Origin of the sequence: Aquisalimonas sp. 2447 (genome assembly GCF_012044895.1) — a bacterium.
Lineage (GTDB): Bacteria > Pseudomonadota > Gammaproteobacteria > Nitrococcales > Aquisalimonadaceae > Aquisalimonas.
The window spans coordinates 244,276-259,018 of record NZ_CP050695.1 but is presented as its reverse complement, the minus strand read 5'-3'; the positions used below and the strand labels follow the sequence as shown (position 1 = coordinate 259,018).

Here is a 14,743-nt window from a genome sequence, read left to right as displayed (position 1 = left end):
TGATTGACCCGGTTATCCCTTGACGCGGGTGATCCGCAGCACGCTGTTGAGTACGCGCAGTCGGCGCATGATCCGCGCCAGGTGCCGTCGTCCCCTGACGGCGATGCTGAAGTTGATGGTGGCAATCATACCCTCACGGTCGTCCACCGAAACGTTGAGGATGTTGCCCTCGCTCTCCGAAATGGTGGCAGCGACTCCTGCGAGCACGCCGCGCTCGTTGACCACGTCGACGCGGACCGGCACCGAGAACTCGCGACTGATCTCCGGCTCCCACTGCACATCCAGCCACTTCTCCGGGTGCTTGCGGTACTCCTGCAGGTTCTTGCAGTCCTGCAGGTGCACCACCATGCCGCGCCCGGAGCTGGCGAAGCCGATGATGGGATCCCCGGGAATGGGGTTACAGCAGCGGGCGAAGGTGACTACCGCCCCCTCGGTGCCGCGGATGGTCAGGCGCTGGCGCCCACCCTCCTCGGACTCCACCAGGTCCTCGGACAGCCCGGCCAGGTGACGCGCCGCCAGCCAGGGCATGCGGCGCCCGAGGCCAATATTCTCCAGCAGTCCGTCCATGGTCTCGAACCCCTGGGCTTCCAGCCCGCGCTGGACCTGCTCCGGCGGCAGGTCTTCCAGCGACAGGGAGAGACTCTCCAGCGCCTGATCCAGCAACCGCCGACCGAGGCTGGCGGCTTCCTCTTCCCGCAGACTCTTCAGCGAATGGCGAATGGCGGAGCGAGCCTTGGCGGTGACCACGAAATCAAGCCATGCGGGATTGGGGCGAGCGCCCGGGGCAGTGATGATGTCGACGGTCTGGCCGGTTTCGAGTTGCGTGCGCAGGGGCACCAGGCGCTTGTCCACCTTGGCTGCGAGGCAGGTGTCGCCGATGTCGGAGTGCACCGCGTAGGCGAAATCCACCAGGGTGGCGCCCCGGGGCATTTCCATGATGTCGCCCTGGGGAGTGAAGACGTAGACCTCGTCGGGGAAGAGATCGATCTTGACGTTCTCGATGAACTCCAGGGGATTGCCGGCATTGCGCTGCATCTCGAGCAGGTCCTTGACCCACTCGCGGGCGCGGCTCTGGGCCGTGTTCTGCGCCGCCTCGCCCACCTTGTACATCCAGTGGGCGGCCACCCCCATCTCCGCCACCCGGTGCATTTCCGTGGTGCGGATCTGCACCTCGATCTGAATGCCCTTCGGCCCCCAGAGCGTGGTGTGCAGTGACTGGTAGCCATTGCTCTTGGGGATGGCGATGTAGTCCTTGAAGCAACCCGGCACCGGCTTGTAGAGGCCGTGCATGATACCGAGCACCCGGTAACAGGCATCCACGGAATCGACAATGACGCGGAAACCGTAGACGTCGAATACCGCATGGAAGCCCTTGCGATCACCGATCTCGCCGCGCATTTTCCGGTAAATTCCGTAGAGGTGCTTCTCCCGCGACTCCAGGGCGGCACTGACGTCCACCTCCTTGAGACGCTCGCCGAAGGCCTCACTGACCTTGGTCACCAACTTCTTCTGATTACGGCGAACCTTGCGCACCTGCGCCTTGATGACCCGGCAGCGCATGGGATGAATGGCGGCGAAGCAGAGGTCCTCCAGTTCGATGCGCATGTTGTTGATGCCCAGCCGGTGGGCGATGGGGGCATAGATATCCAGCGTCTCACGGGCGATGCGGCGGCGTTTGTGGGGCGGCATCACCCAGACGGTGCGCATGTTGTGGAGCCGGTCGGCCAGCTTGATGATGATGACCCGGATATCCCGGGACATGGCCATCATCATTTTGCGGAAGTTGGCGGCCTGGGCCTCGGCCTTGCTCTCGAAGTGGATCTGGGTGAGCTTCGAGACACCATCCACGAGTTCCGCAACTTCCTCGCCGAAATCCTCGTTGATCTTTTCCTTGGCGGTGGGGGTGTCTTCAATGACGTCGTGCAGGATGGCGGCAACAATGCTCTGGTAGTCCAGACGCATTTCGGCGAGGACTTTGGCCACCGCCAGCGGGTGAGTGATGTAGGGCTCGCCGGAGAGTCGCCGCTGCCCTTCGTGGGCCGCGGCGCCGAACTGGTAAGCGCGGTAGATGGTCTGCACCTGCTCCGGCTCAAGGTAGGTCTCGAGCAGGGAACAAAGCTCGCTCGCCCGGCGGGCTGGGTCAGCCCCGGTCTGCTGCTCTGCCGCCGGGAGCGGGTCCGCGTTCGCCAAGGGCTACCTCACGTATCGTCCGGAGTCTCGGGCATGGCCGGCGCGGGGCTTTCGGCAACCGCCTGCTGGTACTCCGCCTGCAGATCCTCTTCGAGGATGGAGGCGCCGACATGGGCACCGGCGATTTCGCGCAACGCGAGCACGGTGGGCTTGTCGTTCTCCAGTGGCACCCGCGGCTCCACGCCATGGGAGATCTGACGGGCGCGCTTGGAGGCGACCAGAACGAGTTCGAAGCGGTTATCGACGTTTTCGAGGCAATCCTCGACGGTAACGCGTGCCATGGGGTGAATGACTCCCTGATTGAAAACACTTTCTGACGCTTCAGTGTAACTGAAACACGGCAACAAGTGGTGCTCTGCACCAGAATTGGACCGAAACATGCACCAGGGCGGGGCAACCGCGGGAGGCGACCACCCGCATGCAGCGGGTCAATCGCCGAGCAGATCCCGGAGCGTGGCTCCCAGACGGTCCCGTTGGGCGGTCATACGCAACCGGCGCGCACGCACCACGGCGACAAGTTCTTCCAGGGCGTGGCCGAAGGCATCGTTGACCACCAGGTAGTCGTATTCACCGTAATGCGACATTTCGCCCTGGGCTTCCTGCAACCGTCGGGCAATGACCTCCTCCGAGTCCTTGCCGCGGGCGCGCAGACGGCGCTCGAGTTCGTCGCGGGACGGCGGCAGAATGAAAACGGACACCGCCCCCGGCAGGGTCTCACGCACCTGCCGGGCGCCCTGCCAGTCGATCTCGAGTATCACGTCGGTCCCCGTCTCCAGCTGCTCCTGCACGCTGCTGAGCGCCGTGCCATACGCGTTACCGAAAACCCGGGCATGCTCCAGGAAGTCGCCGGCATCCACCATGGCCCGGAAGGCGTCCGCGTCGACGAAGTGGTAATCGACGCCATCCGTCTCGCCGTCACGCCGCGGGCGCGTGGTGTGAGACACGGAGATGGCCAGGCCGGGCATGGTATCCACCAGAGCCTTGACCAGGCTGGTCTTGCCGGCACCGGAAGGCGCCGAGATGATATAGAGCGTACCGATCATGAAGGGCCTATTCGACGTTCTGGATCTGTTCGCGCATCTGCTCGATGAGGACCTTCATGTCCACGGAGGCGTTGGTGGTCTCCAGGGCGGCGGACTTGGACCCCAGCGTGTTGGCTTCCCGGTTGAGCTCCTGCATGAGGAAATCCAGCCGTCGGCCGACGGGTTCCGTGCGCCCCAGCACGTCGCGGATCTCCTGCACATGCGCGTCCAGCCGGTCCAACTCCTCGGCGACATCCGTGCGCTGAGCGATGTAGACCAGCTCCTGCTCCAGGCGCCCCGGATCGGCGGGCTGCGCGAGCTCCTCCAGTCGCACTTCCAGACGCTCGCGCCAGCGCCGGGAGAGCTCCGGCAGGCGCTGACGGATATCCGCTGCCAGGTCGGCCAGCTGGCCCGCACGTTCACCGATCATGGAACCCAACCGCTCGCCCTCGCGCTCCCGGGTGGCGACGAACCCTTCCAGGGCCTCGTCGAGCAACGCCAGCGCCGCCTCCTGCACCGGCTCCATGTCCGGCCGGTCCTCCATGAGCACGCCGGGCATGCGCAGGAAATCCGTCGCCGGAATCGAGGCCGCACCGTGGAGACGGACATTGAGCTCCCGCGTGGCCGCAAGCAACTGGTCCACGTAGTCCCAGTCCACGCGCACCTCCCGGGACACCCGCGCACTCTCCAGCCGGAACGTACACTCGATCTTGCCCCGGGACAGCCGCCGGCCGATGCGCTCGCGGATTGCCGGCTCAATGGCGCGGAGATCCTCAGGCAGGCGCGGGTGCACATCCAGGTAACGGTGGTTGACCGAGCGCAGCTCGCAGCTCAGTCGCCCCCAGTCGCCCTGGGTCTCGCGCCGCTCGAACGCCGTCATGCTGCGGGGCATGGATCAACCCTCCCTGTTTCAAGGACCGGTGCAGACCGGATATTGGTAAACACGCTATGTTACCCTCACCAACCCCGATTCAGACACCCCGGAGAGATTTCATGCGCCCCAGCGGTCGCCAACCCGACGAGCTGCGCCCAGTGCGTATCACCCGCCGTTACACCAAGCACGCCGAAGGTTCGGTGCTGGTGGAGTTCGGTGACACCCAGGTGCTGTGCACCGCCTCGGTGGAGGAGAGCGTGCCCGGCTTCTTGCGCGGCAAGGGCCGCGGCTGGGTCACCGCCGAGTACGGCATGCTGCCCCGGTCCACGGGCTCGCGCATGGGCCGCGAGGCCGCCCGGGGCAAGCAGCAGGGCCGCACGGTGGAAATCCAGCGGCTGATCGGCCGCTCCCTGCGTGCGGCCATCGATCTGGAAGCGCTCGGCGAGCGCAGCGTGGTCATCGACTGTGACGTGCTGCAGGCCGACGGCGGCACCCGCACCGCTTCCATCACCGGCGGCTATGTGGCGCTGGCCGACGCCATGCGCTCGCTGGTGGACCGCCGACTGCTTCGCCGCAATCCACTGCACGGCCAGGTGGCCTCGGTGTCGGTGGGCATCTACCGCGGCACGCCGGTTCTGGACCTGGATTACCCGGAGGACAGCGAAGCGGAAACGGACATGAACGTGGTCATGAACGATGCCGGTGCCTTCATCGAGATCCAGGGCACCGCGGAGGGTCACGCCTTCCGCCGCGACGAACTCAACGCCATGACGGAACTGGCGGAGAAAGGCATCGCGGGGCTGGTCACGCACCAGCGCGACGCCCTGGAAGATCAGAAATAAGAGGCCGAGGCACCCGCCACCCGGAGACGCAATGCAGCGCACAGTATTCGCCAGCAACAACGCCGGCAAGGTCGCCGAAGTAGACGCCCTGTTGCGGCCCGGCGGCTATACCGTGATCCCGCAGTCCGAGTACCTGGTACCGGAGGCGGAGGAGACGGGGCTGACCTTCGTCGAGAACGCCATCATCAAGGCCCGGAACGCCTGCGCGCATACGCAGCTGCCTGCCATCGCCGACGATTCCGGCCTGGAGGTCGACGCCCTGGACGGGGACCCGGGCGTCCACTCGGCGCGCTATGCCGGCACCCACGGCGACGACAACGCCAACAACAGCCTGTTGCTGGCCGAACTGGCCGGCGTGCCGGAGGCCGAACGCACGGCACGATTCCGCTGCGTCATGGTCTACATGCGGCATGCGGAGGATCCGGCCCCAGTGATCTGCCAGGGCGTCTGGGAAGGGCGAATCCTTGATGCCCCCCGCGGCGAGGGCGGCTTCGGCTACGACCCGGTGTTCCGGGTGCCGACGGAAGGCTGTTCGGCGGCTGAACTGCCGGCGGACACCAAGAACCGGCTGAGCCATCGGGGGCAGGCATTGCGGGCGCTGCTGGATGCACTGAACGTCTCGTAGTTCCGTAGGGTGGACCTTCAGGTCCACCGTTGCCGGTTTTCGCTGAGCCGCCTCGGCTGGTACGTCTCGGGAAGGTGGACCTGAAGGTCCACCCTACGCGGGCAGTTGCAGCCGCGACCGCCGGTTTGACGGTGTATCAAGAGGCGTCCTTCGGACAGCGTGAACATGCGGCGCCCGGCCGCCGTAAACACCTGCAGAGTAGGCACCATGACGTCGCGCCTCACCACACCACCGCTCGGCCTGTACGTGCACCTGCCCTGGTGCGTGCGCAAGTGCCCGTACTGCGACTTCAACTCCCACACTGCCCCGGAGCAACTTCCCGTCGAGGACTACCTGGCGGCGCTGCGGGCGGACCTTGACGCCGAACTCGAGCGTGCGGCGGGACGCACCATCGAGACGGTGTTCATCGGCGGCGGCACGCCCAGCCTGTTCCCGCCGGCGGCCATCAGCCGCGTCATCGAGTGGCTGCAGCCCCATCTGGCACCGGGGGCCGAAATCACGCTGGAGGCCAACCCGGGCACGCTGGAGCAGGGGCGCTTCGCCGCTTTCCGCAGCGCCGGGGTGAACCGCCTGTCCATCGGCGTGCAGAGCTTCGACATCCACCGGCTTGAGGTTCTGGGCCGCATCCACGGCCCCGACGAGGCGCGTCGGGCCATCGAAGCTGCCCACGCCGCCGGCTTCGAGACCTTCAACGTCGACCTGATGTTCGCTCTGCCGGGACAGGCGCAGGACGCCGCCCTGGCCGATATCGACGAGGCGGTCCGCCTGGGTGCTCCCCACATCTCCCACTACCAGCTCACCATCGAACCCAATACGGTGTTCTACGCACGGCCGCCGGCGCTGCCGGATCCGGACACGGCGTGGGCCATGCAGGAAGCGTGCACCGGACATCTGCGTGAGCAGGGACTGTTGCGCTACGAGATTTCGGCCTGGGGCCGTCCAGGGCATGCCTGCCGCCACAACCTGAACTACTGGCAGTTCGGTGACTACCTGGCCATCGGCGCCGGGGCCCACGGCAAGCTCACCGCCCCGGACGCCGACACCATCCACCGCTACCGCAAGGTCAAGGTTCCGGCGCTGTACATGCCTCGGGCCGATCAGGGGTCGGCCAACGCCGAAGAGTGGACCATCCCCACCGCGGAGCGCCCGCTGGAGTTCCTCATGAACTGCCTGCGCCTGGAACAGGGCTTCACGCCGGCGCTGTTCGAAGCCCGCACCGGTCTGACCTTCGCGGACCTGGAGCCCATGATGGCCGCTGCCACCCGGGACGGACTACTGACTCGCCGGGACGGGGCCATCATGCCCACGACGGCCGGGCACAACCACCTGGACACGCTGCTGCAGCGCTTCCTGCCGGAGACGGAATGATCACCGAGACCACCGTGGAATGCCCGTACTGCGGCGAGCCCTTCATCACCGCCGTGGACTGCTCCGCCGGCAGCCAGCAGTACGTGGAGGACTGCGAGATCTGCTGCCGACCCATCGAGTTCATGGTGGAGGTGGACGGGACCGGCGAACTGGCCGGCATCACCGTCCTCCGCGATGACGACTGACCCCCTCGGGAAACACTGAACATTTCCGGCGACACATGTCGCGGTCGCCGAGATCTGTACTATAACCATGCGGTAGGGGCCGACCTGAATCGCGCGGTGTGTCACCCACCGGCCCCACGAGGGGAAGGGCATTGGCCATGAGCGATTATCATCCCATCGGCTGCGAGACCTACGCCGCACTGGAGATCGCCATCGTGCAGGGCACGCGGCTGCGGGTGGGCTGGCAGAGCCCGGACGGGCGCTGGCATATCGAGCCCCTGCTGCCGGTGGACCTGCGCACCCGCGAGCACGAGGAGTTCCTGATCGCCCAGCGCGCCGTGGGCCGGCCGCTGGAGATCCGCCTCGACCGCATACGGCGGTTCATGCCGTTATAGGGAAAAGGCGAGCTGCCTTACCGCGCGCGGCTCCCGTGGCTCCAGGCCAGACGCCGTGACTCCGAGGAGGCGCACGGCGCGCCGGTGCACGTCGGTCTCGTCCAGCAGGACATCCAGCAGCGGCATCATGCCCGCGGCGTCATGCAATGGGGCCGCGGCGGTCCGGCGACGAGTGATCTGCTCGAAATCCGCGTACTTCACCTTCAACGTCAGCGTCCGCGCCTGCAGCCCCTTCGCCGCCAGGGACTCCGCAACCTTGCCCGCCAGGGGCTCCAGCGCAGCCACCATGTCACCCCGGGCGGCCAGGTCGCGGCGGAAGGTGTTCTCGGCGCCCACGGACTTGCGCTCCCGCGTGGGCTCCACCGGGCGCTCGTCCACGCCCCGGGCAATGCCGTAGTAGAACGGCGCCCGCTTGCCGAAGACCTCCTGGAGATCGTGCAACTCCCAGTGCCGGAGATCGGCGCCGGTATGGATGCCGAGTTCGTGCATGCGCGCCTCGGTGGCCTTGCCGACACCGTGGAACCGGCCCACGGCCAGGGTGGCGACAAAATCCGCACCGTGGCCCGGAGTGATGACCGTCAGGCCGTCCGGCTTGTCCATGTCCGAGGCCTGCTTGGCCAGGAACTTGTTGTAGGAGACGCCGGCGGAGGCGGTGAGACCGGTTTCCTCGCGCACCGCCCGGCGGATGGCCTCCGCAACCCGGGTGGCGGAGCCGCCGAAGTCGGGGGTGTCGGTGACATCCAGATACGCCTCGTCCAGGGACAGCGGTTCGACCAGGCTGGTGTGGCGCAGGAATATGCCCCGGAGCTGCCGGGACACGGCCCTGTAGGTGTCGAACCGGGGCCGGATGAACACGGCGTGAGGGCACTGCCGCAATGCACGGGCCGCCGGCATGGCGGAGTGGATGCCATACTGGCGCGCCTCGTAGCTGGCCGCCGCCACCACACCGCGCCCGTCCGGCGAGCCGCCCACCACCACCGGCTGACCGCGCAGATCCGGGTCGTCCCGCTGTTCCACGGACGCATAGAACGCGTCCATATCCACGTGGATGATCTTGCGCGGCCGCTCGCTCATGGCTGCATTCTATCCTGCGCGGCATGGGTACAGGAGCCACCACCCCGCAGCGGGCGGCGCATGGCAGAATGGGCGCATGAATAGCACCGATCCCGTTGACACTACGCTCGCGCGCATTCGCGCCACCGTCGGCGAGGCGGGCTGGCTGGCCGGTGACGCCCGGGAGCCACTGCTACGGGAATGGCGGGGTTTGTACCGGAGCGTGCCGGTGGCGGTGGTGGCACCGGCGACTACCGCGGAGGTGGCCCGGGTTCTCGCCCTTTGCAGCGAGGCCGGCATCGCGGTGGTGCCCCAGAGTGGCAACACCGGGCTCTGTGGTGGCGCCGCCTGCGACACGTCCGGGACGCAGCTGCTGCTGAGCCTGCGGCGGATGCGGCGCATCCGCGAGATCGACACCGCCAACGAGACCCTGACCGCCGAAGCCGGCTGTATCCTGGCCGACCTGCAGCGTGCGGCCGAGGATGTCGATCGGCTGTTTCCGCTGAGCCTGGCCGCCGAAGGCAGCTGCATGCTCGGCGGCAACCTGGCCACCAACGCCGGGGGCACCAATGTACTGCGCTACGGCAACGCCCGGGACCTGTGCCTTGGTCTGGAAGTGGTCCTGGCGGACGGGCGGATCTGGAACGGGCTCAGCGGATTGCGCAAGGACAACAGCCACTACGACCTCAAGAATCTGTTCATCGGTGCGGAGGGAACCCTGGGGGTCATTACCGCGGCGGTGCTGCGACTGTTCCCGCGCCCTCGGCAGACGCGGACTGCCCTGGTGGCCCTGGAGTCCCCGGCGGCGGCAGTGCAACTGCTGCCGGCGCTGCGGGAGTGCAGCGGCGACACCCTCACCGGCTGCGAACTCATGAGCCGCACCAGCCTGGCCACCGCCATCGACCACATCCAAGGCTGCGCCGACCCCTTCGAGGCGGCCTACCCGTGGTACCTGCTGGTGGAACTCTCCACGCCCCGCCCCGGCGACGAGCTGCGCGAGGGCCTGGAAGCGGCGCTGGGCGATGCGCTGGAGAGCGGCCGGGCGCTGGACGCCGTGGTGGCCGAGTCGGTGCAGCAGGCACGCACCCTATGGCACCTGCGGGAGAGCATCCCCGAGGGCCAGCGCCATGACGGCGCCAGTATCAAGCACGACGTCTCCGTGGCCGTTTCCCGGATCCCGGCATTCCTCGAGGAAGCCACCACCCGCATCGAGGCGGCAATCCCGGGGGTGCGGGTGTGCCCCTTCGGCCACCTGGGCGATGGCAACATCCACTTCAACCTGTCACAGCCGCGGCACGAAGACCCGGGCGCGTTTCTCGCCCGCTGGGCGGAGTGCAACCGCATCGTCCATGATGTGGTTGCCGCCATGGGCGGCTCCATCGCCGCGGAACACGGCGTCGGCCAGCTCAAGGTCGGGGAACTGGAGCGGCTCAAGGACCCGGTGGAGCTGGAACTGATGCGCAGCATCAAGACCGCGCTGGACCCCGGGGGCGTCATGAACCCCGGCAAGATCCTACGCTGAACCCCACCGCGCCCCCCGACGCGTGCTGCGGCGTTCAGAACGGCAGATCGACCTGGATGTTGCCGCCACCGAATGCCGCCCGGTGAAGGCGTGCCGTGGGATTCAGCGTGACGTAGCCGCCGGTGTTGCCGTCCACGGTGATCTGTAGCGGCAGCGTCAGCTTGCCGTAGAGACCATCTTCGTCGTCGTCCTCGCCATCCTCGCGTTCGCGGACATCCGCCTGGTTGATGAATACCCCCGGCGCGAAACGCAGATTATCGCTCAGATGCCAGGTAACGCCTGCATAGACCATCCGCTCGATGCGCTCCTGTCGGTCCAGACGGTCGTCATCGGCAGGGCGGCGATCCCGCTCGGAAAGCCGGAAGTACCGAGCGCCCCCCCAGAGATCCAGGTCGGCGCGGTAGTCGTGACGCAGCTCCGCGGTGATCTGGCCGTGACGACGCCGCAGCCGGCTGTCCTCGAATTCGCCGTCGCGGTCGTCCAGGCGGCGTGTGGTATACAGGCCTTCCGCCTCGAGGCTGCCCTCCAGGCGGTCACTCAGCGACACGTCCACACCCAGGCCGGCGCGGGCCTGATCGTAGCGGTAGGTAAAGTCGCGCTCGTTGTCGCGCAGGCGCAGGTAATCATTGTAATTGGTGAACCCGTAGACCGTGGCGCCCTCGAACCGCCGCGCCCCCTCCAGGTAATAGGTATAGGGCTGGCGTTCGTAGACGGCATTGTCCTGCTTGCCGTCGAAGGCGACATCCGGGGCCACCAGTGCCGCACGGAACCGGTTGCCGGCATTATCTGCCCAGGCAAGTTCGGTCTGGACGTCGATGTTCTCCTTGGCGCCCTCCACATCCCCGTAGAGCGTCGCCAGCCACTGCTCATTGAGGCGGGCCCCGACACCGACGAGATTGCGATCATAGCGGCCATCGAAGTCCTCGTAGCGCCGGTACCGGTAGCGGAAATGCACCGGGCCATCGCTCCCTGCAGTCACCTGAACGTCCTGGCGGGTGTAGAGCTCGTCACTGCGGCTGCTCCCCGCGGTACCGAAGATGCCGTCGCGGGCGGGCCGACCACCTTGCCCGAGGGCCGGCCCAGGCTCGAACGTGAATCGATGGAGAAAGCTCTCGGTGTTGTAGTCGAACTGTCGCCCCTCGATGGCGCCCCGCCGAAAGGGCTCTGCCTCTCGCCAGTCGGCGGCAAGCTCTGCCGCCATCATGAGGGCGCACACACCGCAGACGGCGGCGACCCGCAACCCGTTACACCGCATCAGGCATCTCCCTGTTGGCACCGATGACCGCCGCCATGGTACCGGTGTCGAGGCGAAAAGGAGAACGCGGGCGCGCGGGATACGCCGATCTGGACTAATCTTTCGGGGAGAACCTGGCCACATTGCGGCCCGGGAGGACACCGGCCATGCACACCCGCCGCCCGAGTAGCGCGAACTTCGACCAGTGGCGAGAACTCGCTCGCTCCGACCCCGCGATGTTCGAGAAACGTCGGCAGGAGGCGATAGCGGAGGTCATCCGCACGGCGCCGCCGGGGCGCCGGGAACGGCTCCGGCGTCTGCAGTGGCGGATCGACCGCGAACGGGACCGCTACCCCGACCCCATGGCGGCCTGTGCGCGGCTGTCGCGGATGATGTGGGAGTCTGTCCACGGGCCGGGCGGGTTGGTGGAACACCTCAGGGAACTCGAGGCGTGCTGGCTGGGGCACCCCCGGCAACACATGCCCAAGGCACGCGTTCTGGGGTTCCCGGGGCGCCGGGATCAGAACAATGCGGGACTCTGAGCGAGTGGCCTCCATCCGCACGAGTGGCTGTTGCCATTCGCCCCGGCGAACGGTATGATCCGCGGCCTTATCGAACACTTGTCGGGCCGATCACGATGGCCCGCCCACAGATGCAGGTCTAAGGGTCATGAAGAAGGACATCCATCCGAACTACCGGGAAGTCGTTTTCCAGGACATCGCCTCGGATTTCGCGATCCTCACCCGTTCGACGGTGCGCACCGACGACACCATCACCTGGGAAGACGGCAAGGAGTATCCGCTGGTCAAGGTGGAAGTCTCCAGCAAGAGCCATCCCTTCTATACCGGCAAACAGCGGGTCCTGACCAGTGGCGGGCGTGTTGACCGGTTCAAGCAGAAGTACGGTCGACTCGGCAAGACCAAGCAGTAACTGGCTGCAGCGCCGCTCCACTGGCGCACGGCAACGCAAAGACCCACGCCGCGGCGTGGGTCTTTGCGTTGCAGCAACCGATTTTCTCCGGTGCATGGATAGCAAAACGGAGATGGCCGCATTTTCGAAACAAAGATGCGTAACTTCTAGGATATTCCCCCTATTTTCGGCCTTCTCCTCACCTTCTTCCCCGGTCAGGCCATTGCTGGTAATATCCCTGCGACTCGGTAGACGGAACAGACCACTGTGCCGCTATCGAAACCTGGACGCGCGGGGTTTCGTGACCTGCGGCGCAGGCAAGCGAGTGCATCACGACCGCAGCTGCCGCAGCACTGGACCGTTCCCCAGCAACCGTCACCACAGTGCGGCTCCGTCACCGCCGGTTCAGGCGTGGCTTGAATGGCCCGTAGAGACGAGGAGTACACCGAATGTCCAAGAACACTGTGACGCTCACGGACAACGCTTCCGGCAAGAGCCTGGAACTCCCGGTGCGCGAAGGCACGCACGGTCCGAAAGCCATCGACATCAAATCCCTCTACGGGGAGTTCGGCCAGTTCACCTACGACGCCGGCTTCACCTCCACGGCAAGCTGCCAGAGCGACATCACGTTCATCGACGGTGACGAGGGCACGCTGCTCTATCGCGGCTACCCCATCGAACAACTCGCCGAGCACAGCACCTTCCTGGAAGTGTCCTATCTGCTGCTCTACGGCGAGCTGCCGGACAAGACGCAGCTGGAGAATTTCGTCGACTCGATCACCCGGCACACCATGGTGAACGAGAGCCTGAAGAATTTCTTCAACGGCTTTCACTACAACGCGCATCCCATGGCCATGCTCACGGCGGTGGTGGGTTCACTGTCCGCGTTCTACCACGACAGCATCGACATCAACGATCCGGCCAGCCGCCAGCTGTGCGCGAACCGGATCATCGCCAAGATGCCCACCATCGCCGGAGCGGCGTTCAAGCACTTCGTCGGCGAGCCCTTTGTTTACCCCAAGAATCGCCTGAGCTACAGCGGCAACCTGCTGAACATGCTGTTCTCCCGCCCGTCGGAGGAGTACAAGATCAACCCGGTGGCCGAGAAGGCACTGGACCAGTTACTCATCCTCCATGCCGATCACGAACAGAATGCCAGCACCTCCACGGTGCGGTTGGCGGGCAGCACGGGCACTAACCCGTTCGCGGCCATCTCCGCCGGCTGCGCCGCGCTCTGGGGGCCTGCCCACGGCGGTGCCAACGAGGCGGTGCTGCGCATGCTCGAAGAAATCGGCGACGCACGGAACGTAGAGAAATTCATCGCCAAGGCGAAGGACAAGAACGACCCCTTCCGCCTCATGGGCTTCGGTCACCGCGTTTACAAGAACTACGACCCCAGGGCGACCATCATCCGCAAGACCTGCCACGAGGTGCTGGAAGAGATGGGCATGGCCAACGACCCGCAGCTCGAGCTGGCCGTGCGGCTTGAAGAGATCGCCCTCAGCGACGACTACTTTGTCGAGCGCAAACTCTACCCCAACGTGGACTTCTACTCCGGACTCATCTACCGCGCACTGGGCATCCCCATGTCCTTCTTCACGGTGATGTTCGCACTGGGACGCACCCCGGGCTGGGTGGCTCAGTGGATGGAAATGGTGTCGGATCCGGAGCAGCGCATCGGCCGGCCACGGCAGATCTACACCGGCGCCGCCAAGCGGGACTATGTACCCGTGGACAAGCGCTGACCCACGCATGCCGCATGTGAATTGGCCACGCCGGGGGCGTGGCCAATTCCGGCAAAGCCCTGCGCGCAGCAAGGTTCATAGAGGAAATCCCGGGCAGAGCAACCACCAGCTGAGGCGCTACCGCCCCGCCAGGGGAATGTCCAGGAGATCGTCCTGCCCACCGCTACCGGCGAGGAGCGCTTCCACCGCCTGCAGATTGGCCCGCGACATGGGCTGGCCATCCACCGGACTCAGGGGCGCCTGACGCAGGCCATCCGACGTGAAAACAGTCATGTCCACCATGACGTCGCCCGCCACAAAGCGGTACACCGGCATTGTTGCCCAGGCATCCCGCTTGAACCGTAGCCGCCGCTCCGCCCACTCGAAGGGAATACCGTTATCCATGAGGAAGAGATCAAGCTCCTCGGGGGTATCGGCGAACAGATGCAGGCTGACGTCGGACCAGTCGCCCGCGGTACCATCCAGGACCGCTCCGACCAGCCGCGGGCGAAACCGCCCGAAGAACCGCATGGCCTCGCAGGCCGCCTCACGCAGCTCCCGCAGGCGCTGGGCCTGCCCCTCGCCCTGGAACAGCCGCTGATACTCGGCCACGGCCTCCTGGATTTCCCGGTTCCGCGGCATGTTCTGGGTGTCCGGAGCCGCGAGCCGGACCGCGGCCTTGCGCTTCGCCTGGTAGTAGTCGCGCACCCCCTCGTCCACCATGATCCTGGCAGCCTCCTGGGTGAGGCGTTGACGCATGCGCTGATCGCGGGTGGTTGCCTGTTTGGCCATCGGATCACCTCATTGTCGCCGGGCTCTGC

At 66.2% G+C, this 14,743-nt stretch carries 16 protein-coding genes; 9 read left to right on the top strand and 7 right to left on the bottom strand.

Annotation, left to right across the window (positions count from 1 at the left end; genetic code table 11):
- Positions 1-12 precede the first annotated feature (12 nt).
- The 4 genes from spoT to KU884_RS01120 all read right to left on the bottom strand — a co-directional run bounded on the left by spoT (position 13) and on the right by KU884_RS01120 (position 4,104).
- A complete protein-coding gene (spoT, locus tag KU884_RS01135) occupies positions 13-2,190 on the bottom strand; it encodes a bifunctional GTP diphosphokinase/guanosine-3',5'-bis pyrophosphate 3'-pyrophosphohydrolase (RefSeq protein ID WP_167780898.1) in 2,178 nt (725 codons plus the stop codon).
- Between the two features lie 8 nt (positions 2,191-2,198).
- Positions 2,199-2,471, bottom strand: coding sequence for a DNA-directed RNA polymerase subunit omega (gene rpoZ / locus KU884_RS01130; RefSeq protein ID WP_167780897.1), 273 nt, complete (start codon positions 2,469-2,471; stop codon positions 2,199-2,201).
- A gap of 147 nt (positions 2,472-2,618) precedes the next feature.
- Entirely contained in the window at positions 2,619-3,233 is a 615-nt protein-coding gene (gene gmk / locus KU884_RS01125) for a guanylate kinase (protein ID WP_167780896.1), read from the bottom strand.
- A gap of 7 nt (positions 3,234-3,240) precedes the next feature.
- The gene (locus KU884_RS01120) at positions 3,241-4,104 is read right to left on the bottom strand and encodes a YicC/YloC family endoribonuclease (protein WP_167780895.1); all 864 of its coding nucleotides are present in this window, start codon (positions 4,102-4,104) and stop codon (positions 3,241-3,243) included.
- 101 nt (positions 4,105-4,205) lie between these two features.
- On the opposite strand from KU884_RS01120, the gene rph reads away from it, so the two are divergent.
- The 5 genes from rph (at position 4,206) to KU884_RS01095 (ending at position 7,480) form a co-directional block, all read left to right on the top strand.
- Positions 4,206-4,928, top strand: a complete 723-nt coding sequence (gene rph, locus KU884_RS01115; RefSeq protein ID WP_167780894.1) for a ribonuclease PH — start codon at positions 4,206-4,208, stop codon at positions 4,926-4,928.
- 31 nt (positions 4,929-4,959) lie between these two features.
- Entirely contained in the window at positions 4,960-5,553 is a 594-nt protein-coding gene (gene rdgB / locus KU884_RS01110; RefSeq protein WP_167780893.1) for an RdgB/HAM1 family non-canonical purine NTP pyrophosphatase, read from the top strand.
- Between the two features lie 207 nt (positions 5,554-5,760).
- On the top strand, positions 5,761-6,921 hold the full coding sequence (hemW, locus tag KU884_RS01105; protein ID WP_167780892.1) for a radical SAM family heme chaperone HemW: 1,161 nt from the start codon (positions 5,761-5,763) through the stop codon (positions 6,919-6,921).
- On the top strand, positions 6,918-7,106 hold the full coding sequence (locus tag KU884_RS01100; RefSeq protein WP_167780891.1) for a CPXCG motif-containing cysteine-rich protein: 189 nt from the start codon (positions 6,918-6,920) through the stop codon (positions 7,104-7,106). The genes hemW and KU884_RS01100 overlap by 4 nt, the downstream gene beginning before the upstream one ends.
- A gap of 137 nt (positions 7,107-7,243) precedes the next feature.
- Positions 7,244-7,480: a transcriptional antiterminator, Rof gene (locus KU884_RS01095; RefSeq protein ID WP_167780890.1), complete on the top strand. Its 237-nt coding sequence runs from the start codon at positions 7,244-7,246 to the stop codon at positions 7,478-7,480.
- On the opposite strand, the gene dinB is transcribed toward KU884_RS01095, so the two are convergent.
- Entirely contained in the window at positions 7,475-8,554 is a 1,080-nt protein-coding gene (gene dinB / locus KU884_RS01090) for a DNA polymerase IV (protein WP_167780889.1), read from the bottom strand. The genes KU884_RS01095 and dinB overlap by 6 nt on opposite strands.
- Positions 8,555-8,630: 76 nt before the next feature.
- On the opposite strand from dinB, the gene KU884_RS01085 reads away from it, so the two are divergent.
- Positions 8,631-10,055 (top strand): FAD-binding oxidoreductase, encoded by a 1,425-nt coding sequence (locus KU884_RS01085; protein ID WP_167780888.1) that lies wholly within the window; start codon positions 8,631-8,633, stop codon positions 10,053-10,055.
- 34 nt (positions 10,056-10,089) lie between these two features.
- Here the strand turns inward: KU884_RS01085 and KU884_RS01080 are convergent, their stop codons facing one another.
- Positions 10,090-11,310 carry a hypothetical protein gene (locus KU884_RS01080; protein ID WP_167780887.1) on the bottom strand — a complete coding sequence of 407 codons (1,221 nt, stop codon included), beginning with the start codon at positions 11,308-11,310 and terminating at the stop codon, positions 10,090-10,092.
- Positions 11,311-11,456: 146 nt separating this feature from the next.
- On the opposite strand from KU884_RS01080, the gene KU884_RS01075 reads away from it, so the two are divergent.
- The 3 genes from KU884_RS01075 (at position 11,457) to KU884_RS01065 (ending at position 13,943) form a co-directional block, all read left to right on the top strand.
- Positions 11,457-11,831, top strand: coding sequence for a DUF3135 domain-containing protein (locus KU884_RS01075; protein ID WP_167780886.1), 375 nt, complete (start codon positions 11,457-11,459; stop codon positions 11,829-11,831).
- A gap of 127 nt (positions 11,832-11,958) precedes the next feature.
- Complete coding sequence (locus KU884_RS01070) at positions 11,959-12,219, top strand: type B 50S ribosomal protein L31 (RefSeq protein ID WP_167780885.1); 261 nt, start codon at positions 11,959-11,961, stop codon at positions 12,217-12,219.
- Positions 12,220-12,647: 428 nt separating this feature from the next.
- A complete protein-coding gene (locus KU884_RS01065; protein WP_167780884.1) occupies positions 12,648-13,943 on the top strand; it encodes a citrate synthase in 1,296 nt (431 codons plus the stop codon).
- 117 nt (positions 13,944-14,060) lie between these two features.
- Here KU884_RS01065 and KU884_RS01060 read toward each other — a convergent pair whose 3' ends face one another.
- Positions 14,061-14,714, bottom strand: coding sequence for a M3 family oligoendopeptidase (locus tag KU884_RS01060; protein WP_167780883.1), 654 nt, complete (start codon positions 14,712-14,714; stop codon positions 14,061-14,063).
- Between the last annotated feature and the right edge of the window lie 29 nt (positions 14,715-14,743).